General features: G+C 70.7%; 12 protein-coding genes. 5 read left to right on the top strand and 7 right to left on the bottom strand.

Annotated features, from left to right (window positions below):
* Positions 1-44: 44 nt before the first annotated feature.
* From EDF33_RS10795 to EDF33_RS10780, 4 genes are all read right to left on the bottom strand, one after another.
* Entirely contained in the window at positions 45-554 is a 510-nt protein-coding gene (locus tag EDF33_RS10795) for a flavin reductase family protein (RefSeq protein ID WP_111084301.1), read from the bottom strand.
* A 224-nt stretch (positions 555-778) separates the two neighbouring features.
* Positions 779-2302 carry an MFS transporter gene (locus tag EDF33_RS10790; protein WP_132100038.1) on the bottom strand — a complete coding sequence of 508 codons (1524 nt, stop codon included), beginning with the start codon at positions 2300-2302 and terminating at the stop codon, positions 779-781.
* Positions 2303-2745: 443 nt separating this feature from the next.
* Positions 2746-3777: a LacI family DNA-binding transcriptional regulator gene (locus EDF33_RS10785; RefSeq protein ID WP_123672380.1), complete on the bottom strand. Its 1032-nt coding sequence runs from the start codon at positions 3775-3777 to the stop codon at positions 2746-2748.
* Positions 3756-5792 carry an aldo/keto reductase gene (locus tag EDF33_RS10780; protein ID WP_123292074.1) on the bottom strand — a complete coding sequence of 679 codons (2037 nt, stop codon included), beginning with the start codon at positions 5790-5792 and terminating at the stop codon, positions 3756-3758. Before EDF33_RS10780 ends, EDF33_RS10785 begins: the two co-directional genes overlap by 22 nt.
* 202 nt (positions 5793-5994) lie before the next feature.
* On the opposite strand from EDF33_RS10780, the gene EDF33_RS10775 reads away from it, so the two are divergent.
* The 5 genes from EDF33_RS10775 to EDF33_RS20180 all read left to right on the top strand — a co-directional run bounded on the left by EDF33_RS10775 (position 5995) and on the right by EDF33_RS20180 (position 10128).
* Positions 5995-7305, top strand: coding sequence for an extracellular solute-binding protein (locus EDF33_RS10775; RefSeq protein WP_243692434.1), 1311 nt, complete (start codon positions 5995-5997; stop codon positions 7303-7305).
* On the top strand, positions 7302-8336 hold the full coding sequence (locus EDF33_RS10770) for a sugar ABC transporter permease (RefSeq protein ID WP_132100037.1): 1035 nt from the start codon (positions 7302-7304) through the stop codon (positions 8334-8336). Before EDF33_RS10775 ends, EDF33_RS10770 begins: the two co-directional genes overlap by 4 nt.
* The gene (locus EDF33_RS10765; RefSeq protein WP_123292072.1) at positions 8333-9247 is read left to right on the top strand and encodes a carbohydrate ABC transporter permease; all 915 of its coding nucleotides are present in this window, start codon (positions 8333-8335) and stop codon (positions 9245-9247) included. The genes EDF33_RS10770 and EDF33_RS10765 overlap by 4 nt, the downstream gene beginning before the upstream one ends.
* A gap of 95 nt (positions 9248-9342) precedes the next feature.
* On the top strand, positions 9343-9891 hold the full coding sequence (locus EDF33_RS10760) for a TetR/AcrR family transcriptional regulator (protein ID WP_123292071.1): 549 nt from the start codon (positions 9343-9345) through the stop codon (positions 9889-9891).
* Between the two features lie 66 nt (positions 9892-9957).
* Positions 9958-10128 (top strand): hypothetical protein, encoded by a 171-nt coding sequence (locus EDF33_RS20180; RefSeq protein ID WP_159574085.1) that lies wholly within the window; start codon positions 9958-9960, stop codon positions 10126-10128.
* A gap of 82 nt (positions 10129-10210) precedes the next feature.
* Here the strand turns inward: EDF33_RS20180 and ribH are convergent, their stop codons facing one another.
* From ribH to EDF33_RS10745, 3 genes are read right to left on the bottom strand one after another with little or no spacing between them, the layout of a single operon-like run.
* Positions 10211-10690, bottom strand: a complete 480-nt coding sequence (ribH, locus tag EDF33_RS10755) for a 6,7-dimethyl-8-ribityllumazine synthase (RefSeq protein WP_123292070.1) — start codon at positions 10688-10690, stop codon at positions 10211-10213.
* On the bottom strand, positions 10687-11367 hold the full coding sequence (ribB, locus tag EDF33_RS10750) for a 3,4-dihydroxy-2-butanone-4-phosphate synthase (RefSeq protein ID WP_123292069.1): 681 nt from the start codon (positions 11365-11367) through the stop codon (positions 10687-10689). Before ribB ends, ribH begins: the two co-directional genes overlap by 4 nt.
* A complete protein-coding gene (locus EDF33_RS10745) occupies positions 11367-12074 on the bottom strand; it encodes a riboflavin synthase (RefSeq protein WP_131879339.1) in 708 nt (235 codons plus the stop codon). Before EDF33_RS10745 ends, ribB begins: the two co-directional genes overlap by 1 nt.
* Positions 12075-12143: the final 69 nt, after the last annotated feature.

Here is a 12143-nt window from a genome sequence, read left to right as displayed (position 1 = left end):
GTGAGGTCCTTTCGATCAGTGGGTTGCGGATGGGATTCCGCGGCTCACGAGAGCCGGGAACGATCGGTGAGGGAGTGGAATTCCCGGTTGTGGTAGACCAGCGGCTCGCCGTGCTCGAGGCCGACGACGATGTCGAGGACCTCGGCGACGACGACGGTCGAGCTGCCGATCGGGGTCGTGGAGAGCGGGCGGCACCGCAGCGCGCTCGCGGCACTGGGCAGGTAGCGGTCACCCGAGGGCAGGGTGCCCCAGATCGGGTCGTCAGCGGTCGGGCTGCCGGTCGAGGCGAACCGCCGGGCGAGCGCCACGCTGAGCGAGTCGACCAGGTGCACGACGAAGACCGGAGCGCCGAGCACGACCCCGGCGGACCCGGAGTTCGTGGACAGCGAGAAGACGAGGACCGGCGGGTCCACAGCCACGCTCGCGACGCTCGAGGCGGTGAGTCCGGTCGGACCGTCCGGCCCCTCGGCGGTGATGACGGCGACGCCGGCCGGGTGCCCGCGGAACGCGGACTTGTACGCTTCGGCGATGTTCGCCGGGGCTTCGTCGGGCATGGTGTTCGTCGTCGTTCCTTCGCGCGGGGGTGTGCCGTCACTGGGCGGGCATGTCCCAACGTATGACCTGAACCATGGTTGAGGTCAACGATTCACAGGTTCGACGGCTCCCGGGCGCGCCGTGGCGATGACTTCGTGAGCAGAAATGGTCGGGTCGCGTGGCGCAACCCGACCATTTCCGCTCACGAAGCGGCGCGCGTCAGCGGCTCACGAAGCGGCGCGCGTCAGCGACGCTTGAGCATGACGACGGCACCCGCGGCAGCGATCACCATGAGCACCGCGGCGACGCCGGCCGTGATCGTCACGCCGGAGTCGAACGCCGCCCGCGCCGACTCGAGGAGCGCCTGGCCGGCGCCGCCGCCGAGGGACGACGCGGCGGACACCGCACCGCCGAGCGTCTCCTGGGCAGCGGTGTGCGCCGTCGAGCTCAGGCCGCCCGGCACCACGACGTGCGCCCGGTAGGTGCTCGCCAGGATCGTGCCGAGGACGGCCGTGCCGAGGACCGCACCGATCTCGTACGCCGTCTCGGACATCGCGGACGCCGCACCGGCCTTGTCCGCCGGAGCGGTCGAGATGATGAGGTCGTTCGTGACGGTCTCGGACGCGCCGATCCCGATGCCGAGCAGCACGAACGCGAACGCCAGTGCCGCGATCGACGCGTGGTGTCCGAGGACCGCCACGAGGGCGTACGCCGCGGCCGAGAACAGCAGGGACACCGACACGACCCAGCGCGGTGCGACCCGTGCGACGACCGGCACCACCGCGAGGCCGGCGACGATCGTGAGCACCGATCCGGGGATCAGCACGACGCCGGAGGCGAACGGGTCGAGCCCCGCCACGAGCTGCAGGTGCTGCGCGATGAAGAACAGGAAGCCGGTCAGCGAGAACATCGCCATCAGGTTCATGAGCACGCTGCCGGTGAACGCCGTGCTGCGGAACAGGCGCAGGTCGAGCATCGGCGTACGGGACCGCAGCTGTCGGCGGACGAACGCGATACCGCACACGACGCCGACGGCGAGCATCGCGACGGCGAACCCGCGCTCCTCCGGGTGCACGAACGACTTGATCGCCCAGGCGATCGGCGCCAGCGCACCGAGGGACAGGAACATGCTCGGCACGTCGACCGGCCCGGGCATCGGGTCGCGCGACTCCGGCACGCAGAACGGGACGCCGACGAGCATGAGCACGAGGATCGGCACCGCGACCAGGAAGACGCTGCCCCAGTGGAAGTGCGCGAGCAGCGTGCCACCGACGAGCGGACCGAGGGCGTTGCCGGCCGCGAACATGGTCGACCAGACGGCCAGCGCCATCCGCCGCTCCCCCGCGTCGACGAAGACGTTGCGGATGATCGAGAGCGTCGCGGGCATGAGCATCGCCCCGAACACCCCCATCGCGATCCGTGCGGCGACGAGCATCCAGGCGTCGGTCGCGAAGGCCGCGGCGACGGAGAACAGCGCGAAGCCGGTGGCCCCGATCACCAGGATCCGACGGCGGCCGATGCGGTCACCGATGCTGCCCATCACGACGAGCAGCCCGGCCAGGACGAGCGGGTACGCGTCGACGATCCAGAGCTGCGTGGTGGCGTCCGGGTTGAGCGCACGACTGATCGACGGCAGCGCGAAGCTCAGCACGGTGTTGTCCACCGAGATGAGCAGGACCGGCAGCATCAGCACGGCGAGCGCGAGGAACCGTCGGGCGCGGCTGCCGGTGACGCGGGTGGCGATGGGGCTGGTGAGCAGTGCGGACACGGCGGACTCCTGGGACTTCGAGCCGGACCTGGTCGACGGCGGGCGGTGCGTGGGGCAGACGAGACGGGACGCGGGATGGACACGCGCCCCGTCAGGACTCCGTCAGTGTACCGTCTGGACGGTGATGGTTGCAAATGCAACCATCAAGCGGACGGGAGGCCCGTGGCGGGCGCGCCACGGGCCTCCCGTCCGACGGCTGGTCCCGCCCAGGGCGGGAGGCTGGGGCGACGGCACGACCTGCGTCCGGTGCCGGGGTTCCGGTGCCGGGGTTCCGGTGCCGGGGTTCCGGTGCCGGGGTTCCACAACACGCCGCGTGGTCTCCGCCCGGGTTCCGATGTCGGGCGGCCTGAGCGCCGACATGCCGAGATTTCGGAACCTCGGGGGCAGGCTGGGCCGGCGGGGCGGGGCTGGGCGGGCGGGCGGGGCGTGCGGGCCGGCCGTCGTCAGGCGGAGTCGCGGACCAGCAGGCTGTGGCGCACGGTGCGCTGCACTGCGGCGCCGTGCCGTGGCAGCTCACCGGCGAGCATGCCGAGCGCGAGCGTGAGGGCCTCGCGCGCGACGGCGTCGAGGTCGACCGCCAGGGTCGTCAGCATCGGCGACACCAGAGCGCCGAGCGGCAGGCCGTCGACGCCGACGACCCGGACCTCACCGGGGACGTCGACGCCCGCGCGGCGGCAGGCCTGCAGCACGCCGAGCGCCATCACGTCGTTGAAGGCCAGGATCGCGTCGAGTCGGCGCTTCCGAGCCAGGATCCGCACCGTCTCGTCGGCACCGCACTCGGCGGTGCCGTGCGGCGCGTGCACGAGCTCCGGCAGGTAGCCGCGGCGGCGCAGCGCGTCCAGCATGAGCAGGCCGCGCGCGCTCGTGTGGTCCGGCGACGAGTTGTCGAGCACGACGGGGTGCCGCACCCCGGTCGCCACCAGGTGGTCGGCAAGGGCCTCGATCGCGTCGGCGGGGTCGATCCACACCGCTGCCGTGGGCGGGTCGGAGGACGGGTCGAGCTCGACCATCGGCACGTTGCCGAGGAGCTCGCTCCACCGGTGCCGGCGCGAGCCGAGGTAACCGATGACCACGTCGGTCTGCGCACCGAGCGCCTGGACCATCCGGTCGGCGTCGCTCGCCAGGTCGACGTCGGCGAGCATGACGTTCCACCCCTGCTCGGCGGCGAGCCGGAACACGGCGGACGCGAGCTGGGGCGTGTACGGGTTCCGCAGGTCGTTCACGACGAGCCCGAGCTGGTGGTCGCCGCCGGTCACCAGCCCGCGGCCGAACCGCGACGGCCGGTAGTCGAGCGACGCTGCGACGGCGAGCACCCGTTCCTTCGTGGTCGCGCTGATGCCGGACATGCCGTTCATCGCGCGGGTGACGGTCTGCCGGGACACCCCGGCGGCCGCGGCGACGTCGATGATCGTCGCGCGGCCGCCGGAGTGCGGGCCGTCCGGTGGCGACTGGGTCAGTCGCGGAGGTCCAGCCATGCCACCTGTTCCGGGGTGAGGTCGACGGAGAGGCCCGTCATGGACGATCGGGCTTCCGCGATCGTACGCGGTCCGAAGAGCGGGAACGTCGGGAACGGCTGGTTGAGCACGTACGCCAGGGCGATCGCCGTGGCGGGGACGCCGAACCGGTCGCCGAGCTCCCGCGCGCGACGGAGCCGCTCGAAGTTCTCGTCGCTGTAGTAGCAGCGGACGAGCTCGGCATCGCTGGTGTCCTCCGGCGTCGCACGGCCGGTGAAGAAGCCGCGGGCCTGCGACGACCACGGCAGCAGCGGGACCTGACGCTCCTCGAGCCACGCCTTCGACGCGGCGTCGGTCGCGTGCTCGCAGCCGTCCCACGGCACGTCGTAGGCCTCGGCCAGGCCGAAGTGGTTGCTGAGGACCTCGAACTCGTGCTTCCCGTTCGCCCGTGCGTAGGCGTTGGCCTCGTCGAAGCGTGCCGGCGTCCAGTTCGACCCGCCGTACACGCGGATGCGGCCAGCGCGGCGGTGCTCGTCGAGGACGTCGACGAACTCCCCCACCGGGATGTCCGGGTTGTCGCGGTGCATCATGTAGATGTCCGCGTAGTCGGTGCCCTGGCGCTCGAGGCTCTCGAGCAGCTGCTTCGTCAGGGACTCCGGGTCGCAGAACGGCGTGTGCGCACCCTTCGTGATGACGACAACGTCCTCGCGGATGCCGCGGTTCTGGATCCACTTGCCGAGCCGACCCTCGAGCACACCGCCGCCGTAGATGTAGCCGGTGTCGAAGACGTTGCCGCCCTGCTCGACGAACAGGTCGAAGATCGCGCTGGCGTGGGCGAGGTCGGGCTGGTTGTCGACGCCCATCACCAGGCGCGACAGCCGCTTGCCGACACCCGGGATCTCGCCGTACTGCATGGGGTTGCCGTCCTGCACCCGGAGCGGCCGACCGCTCACGGTGGGGATGTCGGCGGACTCAGCCTCGAACGGGTAGCGCAGGCCGATCGCGGCGCGCCACTTGTCGAGGGTGCGGGCGGTCGCGAGCGACTCGTCGATCGTCATCTGTGCTGCCTCGACCGCACCGGCACGCAGGGCGTCGGTGGTGGCGTCGGCCTCACGTGCGTAGGGGTGCTCGCCGGCGAAGGACAGCGTGCGCGGATCCTCGTCGACGGTGTGCACCTCGATCGTCGGGTCGGCGCCGAGGGTCCACGGGTCGGCGAGCAGGAGGCGACCGCGCGTGCCGTACACCGCGACCGCGTTGTCGTCCTGCACGAAAACCCCGGTGCGGACGGACGCCGTGATGCCGCCGCGGTAGGTCAGCTGCGCGACGGTCCACTCGTCGACACCGGTCGGCCCGAGGGTGCCGGTGGCGGTGAGCTCCGTCGGCTCGGCGACGGCGACCCCGGTCGCGGCCTGCACGATCGCGGCAGCCATCGTCACCGGGTACCCGCCGACGTCGAGGATCCCGCCGCCGGCCGTGTCGACGTCGAACAGTCGGCCGGTCCGCTCACCGGTCCGGAACGCGAACGAGGCGTCGATGTGCGTGACCTCGCCGATCACGCCGTCCCGCACGAGGTCGAGCAGTGCGGCGGTCTGCGGGTGGAAGCGGTACATGAACGCCTCGACCAGCGGCAGACCGGCCTGCCGTGCGGCGTCGGCGAGCGCCATGGCGGTGCCGTGGTTCGGGGCGAGGGGCTTCTCGCACAGGACGGCCTTGCCGGCCTCGAGCGCGGCGAGGACGAGCCGCGCGTGCCCGGTGTGCACGGTCGAGACGTAGACGGCGTCGACGCGCGGGTCGGCGAGGACCTCGTCGTAGGTCGCAGCGGAGACGTCGGCGAACCCGAGCTGCGCGGCTTCGTCGGCGAAGGTCTGCGCCCGCTCGGTGGACGAGCTGCCGGCGGCCACCAGGGCACCACCGCTCGCGGGCAGCTGGGAGAGGAAGCGGCGGGCGATGCCCCCGGGGCCGAGGACGGCCCAGCCGGGGCGGTCGGCGACCGTCGGAGTCGGGGTGCTGGCGGTGTTCGCGGTCTGCGCTGACATGCGGATCCTTGTCGTCTCGTGAACCTTCACGGTCACGACGACGCTAGTGCCACACGCCCGGCGGATCAATGCGGAAGTGCTTGACACGGCGTGTCTCACAGAGGATGCTCTGGACCACTTCGTGAGCGTTCACGGTCGAACGCTCCGGGGACCCGGTATCGCTGTTTCCAACCCGATCTCAACGACGAGAGCAGGTAGTTTCGTGACGTCATCTCCATCGATCAGTCTCAGCAGGCGGGGGTTCCTCGCCGGCGCAGGTGCCCTCGGAGCCCTCGCCACCACCGCCTTGTTGGCCGGGTGCTCCACGAGCACCGCCATCTCCAAGGACCCTGACGAACTCGTCCTCTGGTACTGGAACCGGTCGCTCGACCCGAAGTTCCTGCGGCAGGCCGCCGGGGGGATCGCCGGGCAGGGGTCCAAGCGGCTCCGCCCCGACCTGATCGGCGGCGCCTCGTACGACACCAAGTTCCGGACGGCACTCGCCGGGAACGCGTTCATCCCCGACGTCCTCATGGTCAACTCGAACTGCTGGCTGTACTTCCCCGACGAAGACCTGTTCACCGACTTCGACGACCACGGCGGCGCGGCGAAGCGGGACGAGTACTACGACTGGAAGAGCGCGCTCGGCCGGACGCCGAGCGGCCGGCAGTGCTTCTGGCCCGTCGACACCGGACCGACCGGCCTCTTCTACCGGCAGGACGTCCTGGCGAAGGCCGGGCTGCCGACCGACCCGGACGAGGTCTCCGACGCGATCGCGACGTGGGACGGGTTCCGCTCCTTCGGCGCGAAGATCCGGAAGGGTGCGGACGCCGCGACGGTCATCACCGCAAACCAGCTCTTCAACCAGTACATCTACGCCAGCCCCACGCGGTACTTCGACCGCGACGACCAGCCGGTCTTCGAGCAGGACGACAGCTCGGTGCGGCAGGCGTGGGAGAACGCCGTCGCCTGCGTCCGTTCCGGCCTCACCGGCAACCTGCAGTCCGGCACTGACCAGAACGCCGGGTGGGTGTCCGGCCGGGTCGCAGGACAGATCGAGGGAGCGTGGTGGACGCAGGTCATCCACGACACTGCTCCCGACGCCGCCGGTACGTGGCGGGTCGCCCGGCAACCGGATCGCCCGGGCAACAGCGGCGGGTCGTTCCTCGCCGTCCCGAAGACCTCGAAGGACCCGGCCGCGGCCGCCGCGTTCGCGCAGTGGATCACCTCGCCCGAGGTGCAGTCGCACACGTACAACGACATCCAGCTGTTCCCCTCCACCCCGGCGTCGTTCGATAACGGGATCATGCGGAAGCCCGGCGACTACTTCGGCGACCAGGACCCGCTGGCGTTCTTCAACGCCTCGGCGATGGACGTCCCGGTGACGTACATCTCCAACTCCGAACGGTTCATCGGTGCGTTCGCGACCGAGATCACGAACGTCGAAGCCGGGGGCAAGGACCCGGACCGCGCCTGGCAGGACGCCGTCGACCAGACCAACCGGGTCCTCGACAAGCGGGGGGTCCGCGCATGAGCACCAAGCAGGCACCACCGACCACGAGCATCCCCGCGGTCGTCGGGACCCCGACGTCCTCCATCACCACCGCAGCGACCGGCAAACGGTACGGGTTCCGCCGGTTCTGGCCGCAGTACGTCGCGATCGCGCCGTTCTACGTGCTCTTCCTGGTGTTCGGGCTGTTCCCGATCGTGTTCTCGATCGTGCTGTCGTTCACCGACTGGGACGGGGTCGGCTCCCCCGCGTTCGTCGGTCTGGCCCAGTACCAGTACCTGCTCGGCGACCCGCGGTTCTGGAACGCCGTCGGCAACACGTTCCTCATCTGGGTCATGTCGACGATCCCGATGCTGTTCCTCGCGCTCGTGCTCGCGTTCCTGCTGCACGGCAACATCCGGGCGAAGGGCTTCTACCGCGTCGCGTTCTTCGTGCCGAACGTCACGAGCATGGTCGCGATGGCGATCGTGTTCGGCTCGGTGTTCTCCGACGGCTTCGGCCTGGTGAACGCGGCACTGCGCGCACTCGGCGCGGACCCGGTCGGGTGGCTGTCGTCGTACTGGGGCATCAAGGTCACCATCTCGGTGATGGTGATCTGGCGCTGGACGGGCTACAACGCGATCATCTACCTGGCCGGACTGCAGTCCATCTCGACCGAGTTGTACGACGCCGCCAAGGTGGACGGCGCGAACGCGTGGCAGATCTTCTCGCGCATCACCGTGCCGCTGCTGCGCCCGGTGATCCTGTTCACCCTCATCACGTCGACGATCGGTGGGCTCGGGCTCTTCACGGAGCCGCAGATCCTGTTCAACGGACAAGCGGTGGGCGGCCCCGACGAGGCCGGCATGACGATCGTGCTCTACCAGTACGAGCAGGCGTTCAACCAGTTCGACTTCGGGTACGGCTCGGCGATCGCCTGGGTGCTGTTCCTGTTCTCCGTGGTGTTCGCGATCATCAACTGGCGTCTGCTCAGTGAACGCGACGGCCTGAAGACCCCACGACGACTCCGCGTGGCCCGCACGGTCCGCACCAGCACGAAGGGGGTCGACGCATGACCGCGACACCGACCACGACGACGACCAACACCGCCGCGGCACTCGGCCGACCGGGGGCCGCAGGGAACGACCGCGGCCGCGGGTTCCGCCGCGGCTGGCTCGGGACCGCCGTCACGCACCTCTGCCTGATCATCGGGGTGCTGCTGTCGATCTTCCCGTTCTGGTGGCTCCTCGTGATGTCGACGTCGACGAACGCCGAGATCTTCGGCTACCCGCCGTCGCTCTGGTTCGGGGACAACGCCCTCGCGAACGTGGCGTCCGTCTTCAGCAACGTGGACATGCTGCGGGCACTCCTGAACACCGTGCTCGTGGCCGGCAGCACCGCCGTCCTGGTCATGCTGTTCGACTCGCTCGCTGCGTTCGCGTTCGCGAAGTACGAGTTCCCGTTCAAGCGCACGCTCTTCACCGTCATGCTCGCCACGTTCCTGGTGCCCGGCAGCCTGTCGCTGGTGCCGAGCTTCGTGCTCATGGCGAACCTCGGGTGGATCGGTGGTCTGCAGGCGCTCATCATCCCGGGGGCGGCGAACGCGTTCGGCATCTTCCTGCTCCGGCAGTTCGCCACCTCGTCGATCCCGAACGAGGTCATCGACTCGGCCCGGGTGGACGGAGCGGGTTTCTTCCGCACCTGGTGGTCGGTGGCGGTCCCGATGCTCCGCGGCGGGCTCGCGTTCCTCGGCATCTTCACCTTCATCACCGCCTGGAACGACTACGTCTGGCCGCTCATCGTCCTCATCGACCCGAAGGGACAGACCCTGCAGGTGGCCCTGGCCGGACTGAGCTCGGTGAACGCGACCGACCTCGGGGCGGTGATGGCCGGCGCCGTGATCAGCGTGTTCCCGCTCATCGGCGTGTTCATCATCGGCTCGCGCCACTTCATCGCCAACATCGCCGCCGGAGCGCTGAAGGGCTGACGGGCCGAGTGCCCCGACCGGCAGGGTGCAGGCGTCGCGGGACGGCCCGCGACGCCTGCACCTGCTCGTGCACAACTCCTCCTAGACTCGTGCCCATGGCCAGTGCCCGCGACCGCGTCCTCGACAGCTTCGTCGCCATCGTGTGCGAAGACGGCGAACGTCCCGCGACGCTCGACGCCGTCGCCGCCCGCGCCGGTGTCTCCAAGGGCGGGCTGCTGTACCACTTCGGCTCCAAGGCGGCCCTGGTCGAGGGGCTGTGCGAGCGTCTCTCCGACCTGTCCGCGATCGACGTCGAGCGCATGGCCGAGGCCGAGGACGGTGCCGCCCGCTACTTCGTCCGAAACTGCCTGTTCGTCGGCAGCGAGCTCGACCTCGCGCTCCTCGCCGCGAGCCGCCTGCAGCAGGCCGGCTACGAAGAAGCGGGCCGGACCCTCGACGACACCGAGAACGCGTGGCTCGTGACCCTCGTCGACGCCCTCCACGACGAGCCCACCGCCCAGGCGGTCAAGCTCCTCGGCGACGGCCTGTACCACCAGGCCTCCCTCGGTGCCGCGAGCGACGGTCGACCGAAGCGCAGCACCGTCGACATGGAGGCGCTCCTCGCCGTCGTGGACCGTCTGATCGCGACGAAGCCCGGCGCGTGAACGACCATCCCCGTTCCTGGGGATAGACTTGGCGACGTTCCACTCGTCGACACCCGGAGGTATCCCGTGGGCCGCGTCATCGCCGCTGTTTTCTCGATCCTGCTGCTGCTGGTGTCGATGTACCTGTTCGGGTTCGCGTTCCAGGTCGACTCAGGCCAGGCGTTCATCTTCATGGGTGGCCTCATCCTGATGACCCTCTCCTTCTTCCTGCCGATCCACGTGTTCGGCAAGCGGTAACCACTCCGCCGACGCAGAACGGCCCCGCACCTCTCGAGGTGCGGGGCCGTTCCGAGTGCGGGCGCCGTGTGAACCAGCCGCGCTAGGCGAGCACGCGCAGCGAGCGCAGCGTCACCGCGGTCGCGACGGCGGCGTGCACGGCCTCGGCGCCCTTGTCCTCCTTCGAGCCGGGCAGCCCGGCCCGGTCGATGCCCTGCTGCTCGTCGTCCAGGGTCAGCACGCCGAACCCGACGGGCTTGCCGGTGTCGATCGCCACGCGGGTGAGCCCACTCGTGGCGGCGTCGGACACGTACTCGAAGTGCGGGGTGCCGCCCCGGATGATCACGCCGAGCGCGACCGCGGCGTCGAACCCGGCCTCGAGGGCGGTCTTCGCGACGACGGGCAGCTCGAAGCTCCCCGGGACCGGGAACACCGACGCGGTGGCGCCGAGCCGTTCGACCTCGCGCTGCGCCCCGGCGAGGAGGCCCGCCGCGATCGTGTCGTGCCACTGCCCGGCGACGATGGCCACCCGGATCCCGGTGCCGTCGACGTGGTCGCGGTCCGCCGCGCCTGCTCCGCTCATCGTGCTGTTCCTTCCGTGGACAGGGCAGCTGCTGCCGTTGTCCGGTCTGCCGCGTCCAGCCACTCGACGAGCGCGGCGATGGTGATGACGGGTACGCCCTCGCGCGCCCCGAGTGCGACGAGCGCCGGCAGCCGCATCATGCTGCCGTCCTCGTCGACGATCTCGCAGATCGCCGCGGCAGGCCGGAGCCCGGCTGCGGTGACGAGCTCGATCGCGGCTTCGGTGTGTCCCGCACGTTCGCGGACCCCGCCCGGTCGTGCCCGCAGGGGGACGACGTGGCCGGGGCGGTGCAGGTCGTCGCGCACGGAGGTCGGGTCGGCGAGGACCCGCAGCGTGCGCGCTCGGTCGTGGGCGCTGATGCCCGTGGTGACCCCGACGGCTGCGTCGACGGTGACGGTGTACGCGGTGCCGCGGACGTCCTCGTTGTGCTGGACCATCGGCGGCAGGTCGAGGGCGTCGGCGATCTCGACGCTGACGGGCGCGCAGATGAACCCCGACGAGTGCGCCACGGTCCAGGCGATCCACTCCGGCGTCGCGAGCTCGGCGGACAGGATGACGTCGCCCTCGTTCTCGCGGTCCTCGTCGTCGACGACGATCACCGGGCGGCCGGCCGCGACCGACGCGATCGCGAGTTCGATGCTCGACGAGCCGAGCGTCTGCGGGACCGAGGCGACCATCACCGGGCCTCCGATCCGACGGGCTCGAACGAGCCGACGGGCTCGGACGAGCCCGCGGGCTCGAGCGAGCCCGCGGGCTCGAGCGAACCGACCGCGGCGTCGAGCCGCAGCATCCGGCGCACGTGCCGCGCGAGCACATCGGTCTCCACGTTCACCCGGTCCCCCGGCACGCGCAGGCCGAGGGTCGTGGCCTCGAGCGTCTCCGGGATCAGGCTGACCTCGAACCAGGCGGCGTCCGGCGCGGTGTCCTCGGGCGAGACGGCGCTGACGGTGAGCGAGACGCCGTCGAGCGCGATCGACCCCTTGTCGACGACGAGCGGGCTGAGCGCCGGCGCGAGCGAGAACCGCACCCGCCGCCAGCCGTCGCCGTCCGCGGTCTCGAGCACGGTGGCGGTGCCGTCGATGTGGCCCTGCACGATGTGGCCGCCGAGCCGGTCGCCGACCGACGCCGCGCGCTCGAGGTTCAGGCGGTCGCCCACCCGCAACGCTCCGTGCGCGCTCATGTCGAGCGTCTGCTTCATGACGAACGCGGTGAAGGAGTCGGGGGTCTGCTCGACCACGGTGAGGCAGACGCCGCTGGTGGCGATGGAGTCGCCGTGGCTGGCGTCCGCGACCACGATCGGCCCGCGGACGGTGAGCGCGACGGAGTCGCCGTGCTGCTCGACGGCGGTGACGGTGCCGAGTTCCTCGATGATGCCGGTGAACACTGGTGTCCTCTCAACGGGACTCCGGGGGTGTTCGACGATCGTCGGCATCGACGGACGGGTCGTCCCACG

Origin of the sequence: Curtobacterium sp. PhB146, from assembly GCF_004342995.1 — a bacterium.
Lineage (GTDB): Bacteria > Actinomycetota > Actinomycetes > Actinomycetales > Microbacteriaceae > Curtobacterium.
The sequence above is the reverse complement of the archived record's forward strand: the minus strand, read 5'-3'. Positions and strand labels throughout refer to the sequence as shown.

What these genes read in the sequence shown, in the direction of transcription:
- EDF33_RS10765 (WP_123292072.1), top strand. Translation starts at nt 8,333, where the DNA reads ATGACCGCGACACCGACCACGACGACGACCAACACCGCCGCGGCACTC.
- ribB (WP_123292069.1), bottom strand. Translation starts at nt 11,367, where the DNA reads ATGGTCGCCTCGGTCCCGCAGACGCTCGGCTCGTCGAGCATCGAACTC.
- EDF33_RS10795 (WP_111084301.1), bottom strand. Translation starts at nt 554, where the DNA reads ATGCCCGACGAAGCCCCGGCGAACATCGCCGAAGCGTACAAGTCCGCG.
- EDF33_RS10760 (WP_123292071.1), top strand. Translation starts at nt 9,343, where the DNA reads ATGGCCAGTGCCCGCGACCGCGTCCTCGACAGCTTCGTCGCCATCGTG.
- ribH (WP_123292070.1), bottom strand. Translation starts at nt 10,690, where the DNA reads ATGAGCGGAGCAGGCGCGGCGGACCGCGACCACGTCGACGGCACCGGG.
- EDF33_RS10785 (WP_123672380.1), bottom strand. Translation starts at nt 3,777, where the DNA reads ATGGCTGGACCTCCGCGACTGACCCAGTCGCCACCGGACGGCCCGCAC.
- EDF33_RS10770 (WP_132100037.1), top strand. Translation starts at nt 7,302, where the DNA reads ATGAGCACCAAGCAGGCACCACCGACCACGAGCATCCCCGCGGTCGTC.
- EDF33_RS10780 (WP_123292074.1), bottom strand. Translation starts at nt 5,792, where the DNA reads ATGTCAGCGCAGACCGCGAACACCGCCAGCACCCCGACTCCGACGGTC.